Origin of the sequence: Cryobacterium sp. BB307 (assembly GCF_012274275.1) — a bacterium.
In the GTDB taxonomy this organism is placed as follows: domain Bacteria; phylum Actinomycetota; class Actinomycetes; order Actinomycetales; family Microbacteriaceae; genus Terrimesophilobacter.
Window position 1 is genome coordinate 625,240 of record NZ_JAANZA010000001.1, and the last position, 14,581, is coordinate 639,820.

At 68.2% G+C, this 14,581-nt stretch carries 12 protein-coding genes and 1 pseudogene; 5 read left to right on the top strand and 8 right to left on the bottom strand.

The annotated features are described in order from the left end of the window. Positions 1-52 precede the first annotated feature (52 nt). The 4 genes from HGK58_RS03110 to HGK58_RS03125 form a co-directional block, all read right to left on the bottom strand. Positions 53-1,261 carry a cysteine desulfurase-like protein gene (locus HGK58_RS03110; RefSeq protein ID WP_168626065.1) on the bottom strand — a complete coding sequence of 403 codons (1,209 nt, stop codon included), beginning with the start codon at positions 1,259-1,261 and terminating at the stop codon, positions 53-55. A gap of 198 nt (positions 1,262-1,459) precedes the next feature. Beyond that, positions 1,460-1,804, bottom strand: a complete 345-nt coding sequence (gene crcB, locus HGK58_RS03115; RefSeq protein ID WP_168626066.1) for a fluoride efflux transporter CrcB — start codon at positions 1,802-1,804, stop codon at positions 1,460-1,462. Further along, positions 1,801-2,181, bottom strand: a complete 381-nt coding sequence (locus HGK58_RS03120; protein WP_168626067.1) for a CrcB family protein — start codon at positions 2,179-2,181, stop codon at positions 1,801-1,803. Before HGK58_RS03120 ends, crcB begins: the two co-directional genes overlap by 4 nt. A gap of 32 nt (positions 2,182-2,213) precedes the next feature. After that, positions 2,214-2,771: a hypothetical protein gene (locus HGK58_RS03125; RefSeq protein WP_168626068.1), complete on the bottom strand. Its 558-nt coding sequence runs from the start codon at positions 2,769-2,771 to the stop codon at positions 2,214-2,216. An 80-nt stretch (positions 2,772-2,851) separates the two neighbouring features. On the opposite strand from HGK58_RS03125, the gene HGK58_RS03130 reads away from it, so the two are divergent. Then, positions 2,852-3,484 carry a hypothetical protein gene (locus tag HGK58_RS03130; protein WP_168626069.1) on the top strand — a complete coding sequence of 211 codons (633 nt, stop codon included), beginning with the start codon at positions 2,852-2,854 and terminating at the stop codon, positions 3,482-3,484. 102 nt (positions 3,485-3,586) lie between these two features. On the opposite strand, the gene HGK58_RS03135 is transcribed toward HGK58_RS03130, so the two are convergent. Both HGK58_RS03135 and HGK58_RS03140 read right to left on the bottom strand, forming a co-directional pair. Continuing rightward, complete coding sequence (locus tag HGK58_RS03135) at positions 3,587-4,195, bottom strand: PadR family transcriptional regulator (RefSeq protein ID WP_168626070.1); 609 nt, start codon at positions 4,193-4,195, stop codon at positions 3,587-3,589. Beyond that, complete coding sequence (locus HGK58_RS03140) at positions 4,195-5,004, bottom strand: DUF4097 family beta strand repeat-containing protein (RefSeq protein ID WP_168626071.1); 810 nt, start codon at positions 5,002-5,004, stop codon at positions 4,195-4,197. Before HGK58_RS03140 ends, HGK58_RS03135 begins: the two co-directional genes overlap by 1 nt. A gap of 160 nt (positions 5,005-5,164) precedes the next feature. Between HGK58_RS03140 and HGK58_RS13675 the strand changes: the two are divergent. The 3 genes and pseudogenes from HGK58_RS13675 to HGK58_RS03155 all read left to right on the top strand — a co-directional run. After that, a pseudogene (locus tag HGK58_RS13675) lies at positions 5,165-5,935 on the top strand (MerR family transcriptional regulator); the annotation flags it as partial. Positions 5,936-6,687: 752 nt separating this feature from the next. After that, positions 6,688-9,753 (top strand): efflux RND transporter permease subunit, encoded by a 3,066-nt coding sequence (locus tag HGK58_RS03150; protein ID WP_168626072.1) that lies wholly within the window; start codon positions 6,688-6,690, stop codon positions 9,751-9,753. A 39-nt stretch (positions 9,754-9,792) separates the two neighbouring features. Further along, positions 9,793-10,500, top strand: coding sequence for a hypothetical protein (locus HGK58_RS03155; RefSeq protein WP_168626073.1), 708 nt, complete (start codon positions 9,793-9,795; stop codon positions 10,498-10,500). Here the strand turns inward: HGK58_RS03155 and HGK58_RS03160 are convergent, their stop codons facing one another. Both HGK58_RS03160 and rarD read right to left on the bottom strand, forming a co-directional pair. After that, positions 10,501-11,241: a DUF2510 domain-containing protein gene (locus tag HGK58_RS03160; RefSeq protein ID WP_168626074.1), complete on the bottom strand. Its 741-nt coding sequence runs from the start codon at positions 11,239-11,241 to the stop codon at positions 10,501-10,503. It abuts the gene before it with no gap. A 76-nt stretch (positions 11,242-11,317) separates the two neighbouring features. Continuing rightward, positions 11,318-12,229, bottom strand: a complete 912-nt coding sequence (gene rarD, locus HGK58_RS03165; protein WP_168626075.1) for an EamA family transporter RarD — start codon at positions 12,227-12,229, stop codon at positions 11,318-11,320. A 298-nt stretch (positions 12,230-12,527) separates the two neighbouring features. On the opposite strand from rarD, the gene HGK58_RS03170 reads away from it, so the two are divergent. Beyond that, a complete protein-coding gene (locus tag HGK58_RS03170) occupies positions 12,528-14,501 on the top strand; it encodes a DEAD/DEAH box helicase (RefSeq protein ID WP_168626076.1) in 1,974 nt (657 codons plus the stop codon). Positions 14,502-14,581 lie beyond the last annotated feature (80 nt).

Consider the following 14,581-nt stretch of genomic DNA (forward strand, 5'->3'; position numbering starts at 1 on the left):
CAGGTCGGAAAGTCCTGCATAACAGGGGGTTGTGAGCCGGGGCCGGCCCGGGTCAGGCCGTCATGAACTCCCGCAGCCCGTCGAGCAGGCGCTCGATGTCCGACTCGTCCGTGTACGGTGCAAGTCCGGCGCGCAGACCCCCGGCGTCGCCCAGACCCAACCGCCGCGACGCCTCCAGCGCGTAGAAGTTCGACGCGGGAGCATCCACGCCGCGCTGGGCGAGGAAGCGGTAGGCGTCCGCGGCATCCCGTCCGTCGAACGTCATCAGCAGGGTCGGCGTGCGGTCGGCTGCGCGGGAGTGCACCGTGACGCCTGGCAGTTCCGCGATGCCGCGCTCGAGAGTGCCGAGCAGCTCCTGCTCGTGTGCGTCCAGGCGGTGGAATGAGTCGACCAGGCGGTCCCGCCGGGCTCCCGGCCGCGGTCCGGCCACGCCGAGGTCGGCGAGGTAGTCGACCGCCGCCGCGACGGCAGCCAACAGCTCGTACGGGAGCGTGCCGAATTCGAACCGCGCAGGCACCTCGTTGGTGGCCGGCAGCAGCTTGTCCGGCATGAGCGTGTCGAGCAGCTCGGGGGATGCGGTGAGCGCACCGAGGTGCGGTCCGAGGAACTTGTACGGTGAGCACGCGTAAAAGTCGGCGCCGAGCGCTGCCATGTCGACCGACTCGTGCGCCGTGTAGTGAACGCCGTCGACGTAGACGAGAGCGCCGACATCATGGGCAGCGCGGGCGATGGCGGCGACCGGCGGCTTGGTGCCGATGAGGTTGGATGCCGCGGTGACCGCCACCAGCCGGGTGCGGTCGGAGAGCACCGTGCCGATGTCGTCGAGCTCCGAGGTGGCGGGGTCGAAGTCGAGCCAGCGCACGGTCGCACCGACCTGCTCGGCCGCCTGCACCCACGGGCGCACGTTCGAGTCGTGGTCGAGGCGCGTGACGATGACCTCGTCGCCCGCTGACCAGGTGCGGGACAGCATCCGGGAGAAGTCGTACGCCAGCTGGGTTGCGCTGCGTCCGAAGACGACGCCGCCAGGGTCGCCGCCGACGAGGTCCGCGATCGCCTGCCGGCCGGATGCGACCGCCGCTGCGGCGTTGCGTTCGCCCTGCGTTGTGTCCCCTTCGTTGGAGAGCGGAGCGCCGAGGGTTGCCGCCATCGCGTCGATCACCTGCCTGGGGGTCTGGGTGCCGCCGGGGCCGTCGAAGTGGGCCGAACCGGATGCGAGAGCGGGGAAGTCGGAGCGCACGGAGGCGACGTCGTACTGGGTCACACGATCAACCTAGCGATCTCGCTGTCAGCGCCGCCGCCGCGTCGCCGGGGGGGAGCGGTTTCCGGATGACCGAGCGCAACCGTCACATCGTGCACGAGCACGAGCACGAGCTTGTGCCGCAGCCGCGATCGCGTAATCCAGCGCCTTCAGGATGGTGCTCCGGCCGCGCCGGGAGTCAATGGCCAATCCGACCCGGTCTCAGCGCACGACCAGATACCCGAGTGCGGCCGCGCCGATCCCAAGCACGACGTTGGCAGCGACGCTGAGGACCGCGGGTCGCACGCGGCCAGCGAGCAGCAGTTGCACGGTCTCGACACTGAACGTGCTGTAGGTTGTCAGCGCCGCGCAGAAACCGGTGAGCAGGATCTGCTCGGCATCCGGATGCAGGCCGAGCACGACGCCGGCTACGGCTGAGCCGACGACGTTGACGGCGAGAACCGCCCAGGGGAAGCTATTCGCTTGCGACCTCCTCGCCATGAGCGCCGAGACGAGATACCGGAGCACCGCGCCGACGCCGCCGGCCAGCAGCACCAGGGCGATCATTCGTCGCGCCAGTCGATCGGGGTCGGCCGCCCACCGATGCGCAGGCCGAGCCAGGCAGCGGCGAGGCCCAGCAGCAGGTTGGCGGCGAGATAAAGAACGGCGGTCGCCGGATCCCCGGCGTCGGCGAAGCGGATGCCGGCCAGCGCGACGGTGGAGTACGTCGTGAACGAGCCGAGCACGCCGACCCCGAGCCCGGCGCGCAGCCAGTGCGGCGCTCGCCGCCAGAGGGACGACACCAGCACCCCGAGCGCGAAGGACCCGACCCCGTTGACCACAAGCGTCGCGATCCCCGTGCCAGGGATGAGCCAGTCTGCCGCCATCCGCGCCCCAGTGCCGACGACCCCGCCGAGGAACACGGCGAGCAGGGTCAGGGGCACGCGCCAATGCTATGCGCGCCGCGGTTGATGTCTCAGCCGACGACGATGCGGGCGATCTCCTCCGCGTAGCCCTGCAGGGCGTCGCGCTGGTCAGCCGGTGCCTCGATCTTGACTCCGACCATCGCCAGGTCGGAGCACACGAACAGCTCGCCCTCGGCATCATCGTCGTCATCGTGCACCCACCACGCCTCGTTCCCGAGGCCCTCCACCGGGGTCACTTCGCCGCCGATGCCGAGCGGCTCGACGCACTGCACCGTGTCGTCGTCGAAGTGCTCCGCATACGAGAGGTCGAGGTCGATCTCCCAGTCGTCGTCCTCCCAATCGCATCCGGTGGTGGAGTAGGTGAGGTCGTTGACCGTGACGGTGCCGGAGTCCGGTTCGCCCTCGCCCAGATCGTGGCCGACGATCGACTCGATGTCAGCCCCGGTGATGCCGCCGCACTCGTCGTCGACGGGGCGGGTGCCCTGATCGTCGTCCGCGGGAACGGATGCCGCGGGCGGGAGGTCGGGACCATCACCGGTTTCAGTGCAGGCGGCGAGCCCCACGGTGAGCAAGGCGGCAGCGGTGACGAGACCTAGAGTGCGCATCATGTCCTCGGTTTCCTCAGGTCCGCTCGACGGTAGCCGTTCGCAGGCCCGTCGGACAAGGGCCTGGAGCCTAGACTTTGGGCGTGGCAGAGAAGAAGCGACGACGCGTCTGGGTGTGGGTCGTCGCCGGTATCGCCGCCCTGATCCTGGTGCTCGCCGCGGTCGTTGTCGTGCCGATTGTCACCCATCAGCCGCAAGGTTCGAGCGGTCAGGTTACCCCGCAGGACGGCGAATGGCCGACCGCGGTAGAAGCGACGGGGGATGACGGCCGCAAGCGAACGCTGAGCGTCGAAGCGGAAAGCGGCGAGGTCGACACGGCCGCCATTGCGCCTGGGGACCGCCTCGTCGTCACCGGCAGCGGATTCGACGCGCGCCAGGGCATCTACGTCGCGATCTGCAAGATCCCAGAACCGGATGAGAAGCCAGGACCGTGCCTCGGCGGCATCCCGGATCAGGAGCAGCAGGACGTCGCAGAGGGCACCGTGCAGTGGGCGCCCTCGAACTGGATCAACGACGACTGGGCGTGGAAGCTGTTCGGTGCCCGCAGCTACGACAACGCGGCCGATGGTGCCTTCACCGCCTACCTCGAGGTCGGCGACCCCGTCGGCGAGGGTGTCGACTGCCGCGAGGATGCCTGTGGCATCTTCACGCGCAATGACCACACCGCGCTGAACGACCGGGTGCAGGACCTCTACCTGCCGGTGGGGTTCCGATAGCCCCTTCGCTGGTCGAGCCTGCCGAGACCCTCGCGCGGGTCTTCCATCCGTGCGCGGGTGTTGCAACACCCGCGCACGGCGGAAACACCCGCGCACGGCGAACTAGAACAGGTCCGCGCGGATCTGATCCAGCCGCGCTTTGAGGTCGCGCACCAGGTCGTCGCCGAGCTCCCCGCGCACCGCACGCTGCCGCAGGTCCGTGCGCACGTTGAGCCGGAACTCGTTCAACGCGAGCTCCGCATCCCGCAGCGCGCCGCGCGCGCCCAGCTGGGTCTCCTTGATGCGCGCATCCGTCGGCTTCCCGGATGCGCGTGCCTCGGTGCGCGCTTCCCGAGCGGCCGCGGCGAGGTCCGCGCGCAGGCTCTTCATCGCCTCGTTCACGCTGGAGCGCACCTCATCGGCGAGCCGGCGAACGGAGTCGGTGACCTCGCTCTCGATGTCGTCGAGCTCGTGCCGTCGTGACTCGAGCTCGGCGCGCCCCGCATCCGTGATCGAATAGTCGGTCTTCCGGCCATCCGGGACCTTGGAGACGAGGCCCTCCTCCTCGAGCTTGGCCAGCCGCGGGTAGATCGTGCCGGCGCTCGGCGTGTAGGTGCCGCCGAAGCGGTCCTCGATCGCCTGGATGATCTCGTAGCCGTGCATCGGACCAGATTCGAGCAGGCTCAGGATGTACAGGCGCAGAGCGCCGTGGGCAAAGACTGGGGGAGTCATCACTGGCCTCCGGCTTCGTTCGAGTGGATGACCGCGACATCGCCGCTGACCGTCGATGCGCTGAACTCGAGCCAGCGACCGTCGAGCGTGCCGTACTTGCCGGTGTAGGTGCCGCGGATGCCGGCGATCTCCGAGTCGTCGAGCTGCAGTTTCCCGGAGATGGTGTTGATCTTGTACTGCGCGGGCACACCCGCCTCCAGGCGGAGGGTGACGTTGCCCGACACGCTCTTCGCGCGCACGGAGTCCGGGACGCCGCTGACATCGAGGAAGACGTCCCCTGACACGCCGTTCGACGAGAGCTTCATGATCTCGCCGCTTGCCGTCAGGTCGCCGCTGACCGACTTTGCGCTGATGTTGCCGTAGTGGCCGCGCACCGAGATCTCGCCGCTGACGGAGTTCAGTTCCAGGTCGCCGTAGACGTTGTCGACGACTACCTCGCCGCTCACGGTGCTGATGCGCGCGTCCTCGGTGAGGCCGCTGATGAGCGCTCCCGCCGACACGACGCCGAAGTTCAGGGCGATGTCGCGCGGGACCATGATGCTCACATGCACGCTTGAGTTGCCGCGGAACGCCTTGAACACACTGACGAAGTCGTCCCAGTTGCGCTGCGCGTGGTCCACTTCGAGGGTATCGCCGACAATCTCGACGCGCAGTGGTTTGCCGTGCACCGAGTGCACTTCGACGCGAGCGCTCGGCTCGTCGTGGCCGACGATGTCGATCTGGCCGCCGATGAGGCCCACCTTCAGCTTGCGGACGCTCTCGAAGTCGATGACCTTCTCGCCTTCGATCAGCCACTTCTCTGTTGCCATCGTTGTCGCCTTCCTTCGCATCCGATTGCCGGAGCCTCGAGTTATATCGCGTTGTGTGGAAGTCACGCTATATCGCGTCTCGTGCGCTGTCAAGCTATATCGCGTTTGAAGTTCCTGAACCCCTTGACCTTGACGCAGCGTCAACGTTTAGCGTGAAGACATGGACGTGAAGGTACTCGACTGGTCCATCCAGGACATCGCCCGGCTGGCCGGCACCACCAGTCGGACGCTGCGGCACTACGACGACATCGGCCTGCTGCGACCGACCCGGATCGGCGGGAACGGCTACCGCTACTACGACGCGGATGCGCTCACGAGACTGCAGCGCATCCTGCTCCTCCGTGAACTCGGGCTGGGTCTGCCAGAAATCGCCCGCGTGCTGGATGGGCGCAGCGACAACGTGGAGGCCCTCGTCACCCACCTCGAGTGGTTGCGCAGGGAGCAAGAACGGCTCAACCGCCAGATCGGCGCGGTTGAGACGACCATCGAGAAACTGAAAGGAGGTGGACAACTGATGGCAGAGGAGATGTTCGACGGCTTCGACCACACCCAGTACAAGGACGAGGTCGTCCGGAAGTGGGGCAAGGATGCCTACGCGAAGAGCGACGCATGGTGGCGCTCGCAGACCGATCACGAGAAGCGTGACTGGAAGCGGCGCGCCGAGGAGCTCGGCGCGGCATGGATCGCGACCTGGAAGTCCGGCGTGACGCCGGACAGCGACGAGGCCCAGGCGGTCGCGCAGCGGCACTTCGACTGGTTGCGCGGCATCCCGGGAACCCCGGGCGGCGGCGGTGCCGGACCGACGAAGGAGTACTTCGCCGGGCTCGGCGAGATGTACGTGGCTGATGAGCGCTTCGGGGCGAACTACGGCGGCCCGGAGGGTGCAGCGTTCGTGCGCGACACCATGCGCGTCTACGCCGACCGCAACCTGTACCCCTACTGCACGGCGCCGGTTGCTGTGTCGGCGGATGCGCGTGGCGTAGCCGCCGGCACGAGCAGCAGCGGCATGAAGAAGCCCGCGAGCGGCCCGATCAGCAGCGCGAACGCCAGCGTGCCGACGCCGACGTTGCCGCCAAGGAGCCAGCCGACGATCAGCACCACCACTTCGATGCCGGTGCGCACGACCCAGATCGGCCATCCGGTCACTCGGTGCAGACCCGTCATGAGGCCATCGCGCGGGCCGGGGCCGAAGCGCGCTCCTATATACATGCCGGTGGCCAGGCCTATGGTCACGAGACCCGCCGCCAGCATCACGATGCTCCAGAACAGGTCCGGTGCCGGCGCGAACCAGGCGAGGCCGACATCCGCCCACACGCCGACGAGCACCGCATTGGCGATCGTGCCGATGCCCGGCTTCTGCCGCAGCGGGATCCACAGCAGCAGCACCACGACGCTCGTCGCGATGACGATCACGCCGAACGGGATCCCGGTGTGCAACTGGATGCCCTGGGTGAGCACATCCCACGGTGCGATGCCGATCTGCGCGCGCACCATGAGCGCGATGCCGATCCCGTAAAGGAACAGCCCCACGGCGAGTTGCGCGATGCGGCGGGTCATGGTGAGGCCGGGGGACATGGGGTAATCCAACTCCTGCGAATGGGGGATCGCCAAAACGGCGACGTAACTTCGAGTTCAACCGCGGATGGAATACTGGAATTCCCTTGCTTCGCTCTTTGGAGTCCCGTGCATCTACTCGCCGTGTTCAGCCTGCGCAACCGTGCGCTCATCGCACTCGTGACTGTTGTTGCGGCAGTCTTCGGCGGCCTCGCAATGACTTCGCTCAAGCAAGAACTGATCCCCTCGGTTTCGCTGCCGCGGATGGTCATCATCACGACCTATCCGGGAGCGGCGCCCGAAGTGGTCAACGAGGATGTCAGCTCGCCGATCGAGGCTGCCATCCAGGGCGTCGAGGGGCTTGAGGGCACCATCGCGACCTCGACAACGAACGCGTCGACCGTCACCGCGTCATTCGCTTACGGAACCGACATCCCGTCCGCGGAGCAGAAGGTGCAGTTGGCGATCAACCGCATCAAGTCGACCCTGCCCGAGGACGTCGACCCGCGCATCGTCACCGGCAGCCTCGATGACTTCCCGGTCATCCAGCTCGCCGTGACGAGCGACCTCGACGAGGCGGAACTCGCGAGCCTCATCGAGACCTCGACCCTCGCCGAGCTGCAGAAGATCGACGGCGTGCGCGAGGCAAGCCTGCTCGGCGCGCGCGGTCAGCGCGTCGTCATCGAACCGGATGCTGCAGCGCTCGCCGCAGCGAGACTGAGCCCGCAAGCCATCCGCGACGCACTCGACGCCAACGGCGCGCTGCTGCCGGCCGGTTCCATCACTGAGGGCGACAGCACCCTCACGGTGCAGGCAGGCGCGCGCATCCAAACGGCCGCGGACCTCTCCTCCCTCCCCATCGTCGGTGCGCCGACCACGCTCACCATCGCCGACGTCTCGACGGTCAGCGTGGTCGACAACCCGGTCACTGGCATCTCGCGCGTGAACGGCGAACCCGCGGTGACCATCGGCGTCACCAAGACACCGGACGGCAACACCGTTGCGGTGTCGCACGCGGTGAACGACCAGCTAGATCAGCTCGCCGCCGACCTCGGCTCCGGCACGACCTTCACGGTCGTGTTCGACCAGGCGCCGTACATCGAGGACTCGATCGAGTCGCTCGCCACCGAGGGAGTGCTCGGGCTCATCTTCGCGGTCATCGTCATCCTGGTCTTCCTCCTGTCGATCCGTTCGACGCTGGTGACCGCGATCTCAATCCCCGTTTCGGTGCTGATCGCCTTCATCGGCATGCAGGCATCCGGCTACACGCTCAACATCATCACGCTGGGCGCGCTGACCATCGCGATCGGTCGTGTGGTCGACGACTCGATCGTGGTGATCGAGAACATCAAGCGGCACCTTGGACTGGGCGAGCCCAAGCTGCAGGCCATCCTCACCGCGGTGAAGGAGGTCGCCGCGGCCATCACCGCGTCGACCGTGACCACCGTCGCGGTGTTCCTGCCGCTGGCGCTGGTCGGCGACATCACCGGCGAACTGTTCCGCCCGTTCGCGTTCACCGTCACGCTCGCGCTGGGTGCGTCGCTGTTCGTTGCCCTGACGATCGTGCCGGTGCTCGCCTACTGGTTCCTGCCGCGGAAGCCGCGCGCCGAGGTGAAGCTGTCGGATGAGGACGAGCTGGCCCGGCCCACCCTGCTGCAGCGGATGTACCTGCCGGTCATCCGGTGGACACTCCGGATGCCCGCCGTCACGCTCATCGGCGCCCTGGTCGTGCTCGCCGGCACCATCGCACTGATTCCGACCATGAAGACCAACTTCATCGGCAACAGCGGGCAGAACACCATCACCGTGCTGCAGTCGCTGCCCCGCGGAACGAGCCTCGAGGCTCAGGATGCTGCGGCTGGCGAGGTCGAGGACACGCTGCTGGCGATCGAAGGGGTCGACACCGTGCAGCTCTCGATCTCCGGTGGCGGCTCCCTCGCAGCGGCATTCGGTGGCGGCAACGACATCACCTTCTCCATCACCACCGACCCGGACGCCGACCAGGACGCGCTGCGCGAGACCGTGCGCGATGAATTGGAGAGCCTCCGCGATGTCGGGGACGTGACCCTCGGGTCGGAAGGGTCGGCTTTCGCGTCATCCGACATCGACATCGACATCACCGCCAACAACCAGACCGACCTGCGCAGCGCGGCCGACGATGTGCTCGCTGCCGTCGAGGGCCTCGACGTCACTGCCGAGGCGTTCAGCAACCTCTCCGAGACGCAGCCCTACATCGCCGTGGTGGTCGACCGCGCCAAGGCCGCGTCGGTCGGTCTCACCGAGTTCGCGGTCGGCGCGATGGTCTCCGGTGCGATGCAGCCGGTGCCCGCAGGCAGCGCGGTCATCGACGAGAAGACGATGTCGATCTACATCACGACCGGCAACGCGCCGGCGACGCTGGATCAGCTGCGGGCGTTCGCGGTCCCGACCGCTGCCGGTCCGCTGCCGCTGTCCGAACTGGCCAGCGTCGAGCAGGCGGACGGCCCAGCGTCGATCACCACCATCCGGGGCCTTCGCGCAGCGACCGTCACCGTGACTCCGGGGCTGGACGATGTCGGCACTGCGTCATCCGTCATCCAGGAGGCAGTGGACGGCCTCGACCTGCCCGCGGGAACGAGCGTCGAACTCGGCGGCGTCACCGCGCAGCAGACGGATGCCTTCCAACAGCTGGGCATCGCGCTGCTGGTGGCGATCCTGATCGTCTACGTCGTCATGGTGGCGATGTTCAAGAGCCTGCGGCAGCCGCTGCTGCTGCTCATCTCGGTGCCGTTCGCGGCGACCGGCGGTGTGCTGTTGCAGGTCGCCTCCGGCGTGCCGCTCGGTGTGCCGTCCCTCATCGGTGTGCTCATGCTCATCGGCATCGTGGTGACGAACGCGATCGTGCTCGTCGACCTGGTCAACCAGTACCGGGAGCGGGGCATGCGCGTCGGCGACGCGATCGTGCACGGCGCGGCTCGACGCCTGCGGCCGATTCTGATGACGGCGCTGGCCACGATCTTCGCGCTGCTGCCGATGGCGATCGGGCTCACCGGCGAGGGCGGTTTCATCTCGCAGCCGCTCGCGATCGTGGTGATCGGCGGTCTCGTGTCGTCGACGCTGCTCACCCTCGTGGTGCTGCCGGTGCTGTACTACCTCGTCGAGGGGGCAAAGGAGCGCCGGCTGGAGCGCCGCCAGGCGAAGGTGGCCGCAGCCTAGACACAGCGCATTTTCAGACGCGGCGCGTACGTTCCCGCGGTGCCCTTTCGTCGACCCGAGGCATCCGCGCCCACGACCTCACGCGAGCCCGAAGCGCGCCGACCGCGCGTCCCCCGCCTGCCCCGCCACGCGTCGGCGGTGCTCGCGATAGGCTCAGCGGCCATCGCGCTGTCTTTGGTCGCGCTGTACGCGGCGACGCCATCCGACAACCACGCCGTCTATGGCGCCGCGACTGCGGAGGAACTGCAACCACCGCAGACGTTGACGGTTCCTGATGACCTGGTCCCGGTGAGCGTCGTCCGTGATGGCTATTCGGTGACGCCCGGGCACGCCACCTACGTCGCCGGTGGCACCAACCACGACTGGGCGAAGTTGGTGCTGAACATCGGCGGGTGGCCGGTGACCGAGAACAACGTCACCGTCATCACCCGCTGGATGCGGCAGGAGAACTACATCGACAGCTGGTGGAACCGCAACAATCCGTTGAATAACGGATGGGGCTCAGGGGGCGGCTCCGGGCTCGGCAGCTACCCGAATCTGCAGGTCGCCGCCTCGAACGCGGTCGAGGCCCTCAACTCGCTGCCCGGCTACCGGCCCATCGTCGAGGCGTTCGCGGCATCCGCACCCACCGACGTGACCGAACGGGCCATCTGGGCCTCACCGTGGGCGAGTGGCCACTACAACAATGGGGCGCACTGGCATTACACGCCCGTGCCGGTGATCAAGGCGCCGCCGGGCGCCTGGTAATCAGCGCGACTGCCAGAGCGCCTCGCCGTTCTCCCGCACTTCGACGTCGAAGACCAGCGTCTCGCCGAGGTGCTCGGCCGTGCACTGGAACGTTGAGCCGGGTTCGGTCGGCGGCAGCTCCGGGCAGACGACGTCACCGTCGATGCCGTGGCTGACCATCTCGGTGAGGATGGAGACTTTCAGATTGTTGGAAAGTTCCCGCGCAGCCTGCTCGCTCGCGCGAGCATTGACGTTGGCGAACAAGGCCACCAGCAACACGACCGAGAGGATTCCAAGCACCGTCCCGACAGCCCCGAGCACGATCGCCCAGATCGATCGACCTCTGCCGACCGGAGGTCTCGCCGAGCCGGAACGGCGCAGCCCGACGAAGCCGAGGATGAGCGCCGCGAGGCTCAGCAGCCCCGCCGGGTTGATGACGACACCCACGAGGGCAAGGATGAAGCCGACATCCGCCGGCGTGTTCTTCACCGCGACCGGGACGATGGGCGTGCGCACGGCGGGACCGCGCTGCCAGCGCTGCGGCTCGGGCTCGATCGTCGGCTTGGCCTCGGGAATGGTGAATGACACCGGCTCCTCCGGCGGCACATAGCTGTCGTCCGCCCACAGGGGCCGCGGCGCGCTCACTGGCGGCGCCTGCAGCTGATCGGTCCAGCCGCTCCCATCCCACCAGCGCTTGCGGTCGCCGCCCTCAGGGTCCGGGTACCAGCCGGCGGGCGGTAGTGCGGTCGTCGACTCGGTCATGCCCATCCTTCGGGTGCTGGTTCGCCTCGCCGACTCTATTGGCGTGGTCGCCCCGGATGCTCACCCCAATAGTGGGTTAGCTAGGCGGCGCCTCGGCTCGCGGGGGATGCGGACGCCGGATGCCCTCGAGCGCCAACAGAACGAGCGCAACCCCGATGGCGATGTAGGTGGGCCATTCGGCCGGTGCGAACGGTTCGCGCAGCACGAGTGCCGCCGCCAGGGCGATGAGCACCGGCTCGAGGTAGCTGAGCAGGCCGAACACGACCATCGGCAGCAGCTGGCTCGCCGCGATGTAGAACAGCAGCGCGAGAGACGCGAAGATGCCGAACAGGGTCGCCTCGAGCAGCGATTGCGGATCGCGCAGCGTCGAGGCGGTCGGGTCGTCGAAGGCGAGCAGGATCGTCGACGCGGGCAGGATCAGCACCATCTCGGCGGTGAGCCCGGCGCTTCCGGTGATGCCGGCGAGCCGGCGCACCGCGAAGTAGATCGGGTAGGTGCCGGCGACGAGCAGAGTCTCCCAGGACAGCCCGCCGACCAGCCACAGCTGGTAGGTCACCGCCGCACCGGCGACGATGACCGCGGCAGTGCGCCACGGGCCGAGCCGCTCCCGGAAGACGATGCGCCCGACCAGCGCGAGCACGATCGGCAGGATGAAGTACCCGAGCGCCACCGGAAGCCCGCGACCTTGGCCGGGTGCCCAGGTGAACAGCCACTGCTGGGCGCCCAGGATCGCGGCCGTCACCAGCAGGGCCAGCCCGATGACCGGACGATCCCGGATGCGGCGGAGCAGCACCGCGACTCCGCGCCAGCGCCGCGCGAAGGTCAGGAAGCCGACGAGCAGCAGCGCGCTGAAGGCGATTCGCCAGCCGAAGAGTTCGTTGCCGGTGAAGTCGAGGAACGCCGACGTCACGAACACGACGACGAACATCAGTGAGGACGCGATGGACGCGACCACTCCGAGACGCCGCCGCGAGCCACTCGCGAGCACGCGCATCCTCTCCCCGAGCCCAAGAGATTCAGTGAGCCCAGCACCCCAAACTTTACCTAAGCCGCGAGGCGCCTTCGGTTCACCGCCAGAGAGACTTCACTATCTTTCCCGGCGACGGGCGTGTAGCGTAGATAAGTCGGCTTTGAGGCAGCGCGAGGGTTCGCGTACGAAGTAACTGTCAGTCTCGAGGGCCGGTTTCGCGCATTGATCTGTGCGTGAACAATCACCGATGTGAAACGGCCCCGGCCAAAGGCTGCCCGGGTATCTCTTCATTCATCTGAATCACCCGGAAAGAACTATGCCTGGATATAAGAAGTCCACCGCGCCCGCGCGCGGAACTGCCGCCCGCAAGGCCGGCAGCAAGAGCCCGAAGCACCGCGGCTACCGCCCGGAGGCGGAAGCGCCTCGCGGCGGCAAGCCCGCAAAGGGTGCGACGGCGGCGAAGAAGTCCCGCTGGACGCCGGAGCAGCGCGCCGATCGCGGGCACGCACCCGCGCGGCCTCGCGGTGAGCGCACAGAGCAGCGTGCCGAGCGCACGGATCGCCGTCCCGACTGGACGCCCCGCTCGGAGCAGCGCGGCGACCGTCGCCCGGACTGGACGCCGCGCAGCGAGCAGCGCTCCGAGCGCGGTGATCGCCGTCCCGATTGGACGCCCCGCGGTGAGCAGCGCACTGAGCGCGGTGACCGGCGCCCGGACTGGACGCCCCGCGGTGAGCGTCCCGCTCGTGAGCAGGGCGGCCGAGTCCGCGATGACCGGCCCCGCTACGAGCGGAGCGATCGTCCGCAGAGCGGCCGTCGCTTCGAAGATGACCGCCCGCGTCGCGATGACCGGCCGCGTTACGAGGACCGCCCGAACCGCGACGAGCGTCCGCGGTACGAAGACCGTCCCAGCCGGGATGAGCGTCCCCGTTATGAGGACCGCCCGCGTCGTGACGAGCGTCCCCGCTATGAGGACCACCCGCGTCGTGACGAGCGCCCGCGTTACGAGGACCGGCCGCGCCGCGACTCCAGCTTCTACCCGGACAAGACCGCCGAGCGCTTCACCGCGCACGAGGATGTCGTGCTTGAGAAGCTTGAAGCCGACGCGATCCAGGCAACCGATGTCGAGGGTGTGACCTTCGCAGCGCTCGGCCTCGGCGGCAACATCACCCGTGCGCTCGACGAGCTCGGCGCCACTTCACCGTTCCCGATCCAGGCTGCGACGATTCCGTTCGTGCTCCAGGGTCGCGACGTGCTCGGCCGCGGCAAGACCGGCTCGGGCAAGACCATCGCGTTCGGCGCCCCGCTGGTCGAGCGGCTGATGGAGAATGGCGGCGGCAAGAAGCGCCAGCAGGGCCGCAAGCCCCGCGCGCTCATCCTCGCCCCGACCCGCGAGCTCGCGCTGCAGATCGACCGCACCGTGCAGCCGATCGCCCGCAGCGTCGGCCTGTTCACCACCCAGATCTATGGCGGCGTGCCGCAGCATCGCCAGGTCACTGCGCTGCAGCGCGGCGTCGACATCATCATCGGCACGCCCGGCCGCATCGAGGACCTCATCGACCAGGGTCGTCTCGACCTCAGCGAGATCACCATCACGGTGCTCGACGAGGCCGACCACATGTGCGACCTCGGCTTCCTCGAGCCCGTGCAGCGCATCATCCGGCAGACCGCCGACGGTGGCCAGAAGCTGCTGTACTCAGCGACCCTCGACACCGGTGTTGCCGCGCTCGTTGACGAGTTCCTCGTCGACCCGAGCGTGCACGAGGTCGCTGGTGAGGACCAGGCGTCCTCGACCATCGACCACCGGGTGCTCCTGATCGACCAGCGCGAGAAGCGCGACATCATCGAGCAGCTCGCATCCGGTGCAGGCAAGACGCTCATCTTCGCGCGCACTCGTGCGTTTGCCGAGCAGCTCGCCGACGACCTCGACGACGCGGGCATCCCCGCGGTCAGCCTGCACGGCGACTTGAACCAGGCGCGCCGCACGCGCAACCTGGAGAAGCTCACCAACGGGCGCGTCAAGGTGCTCGTGGCGACGGATGTCGCGGCGCGAGGAATCCACGTCGACGACATTTCGCTGGTGATCCAGGCCGACCCGCCGGACGAGTACAAGAGCTACCTGCACCGTGCCGGCCGCACGGGCCGCGCGGGCAAGCCGGGCACAGTCGTGACGCTCGTGAACGCGCGTCGCCGTCGCAAGATGGACGACCTGCTGAAGCGTGCGGAGATCTCGCCCAGCTTCGACCACGTCGCCCCCGGCGATGTGCTGCTCGGAGACCTCGCCGCGCTGTAACCACCTCGGTGGTCGAGCTCGTCGAGACCCCGAGTTGCGCGCGCGGGTGGAACTTCCACGCGCGGGTCAAATTCGACCCG

What these genes read in the sequence shown, in the direction of transcription:
- HGK58_RS03160 (WP_168626074.1), bottom strand. Translation starts at nt 11,241, where the DNA reads ATGACCGAGTCGACGACCGCACTACCGCCCGCCGGCTGGTACCCGGAC.
- HGK58_RS03125 (WP_168626068.1), bottom strand. Translation starts at nt 2,771, where the DNA reads ATGATGCGCACTCTAGGTCTCGTCACCGCTGCCGCCTTGCTCACCGTG.
- HGK58_RS03135 (WP_168626070.1), bottom strand. Translation starts at nt 4,195, where the DNA reads ATGACTCCCCCAGTCTTTGCCCACGGCGCTCTGCGCCTGTACATCCTG.
- crcB (WP_168626066.1), bottom strand. Translation starts at nt 1,804, where the DNA reads ATGATCGCCCTGGTGCTGCTGGCCGGCGGCGTCGGCGCGGTGCTCCGG.
- HGK58_RS03140 (WP_168626071.1), bottom strand. Translation starts at nt 5,004, where the DNA reads ATGGCAACAGAGAAGTGGCTGATCGAAGGCGAGAAGGTCATCGACTTC.
- HGK58_RS03170 (WP_168626076.1), top strand. Translation starts at nt 12,528, where the DNA reads ATGCCTGGATATAAGAAGTCCACCGCGCCCGCGCGCGGAACTGCCGCC.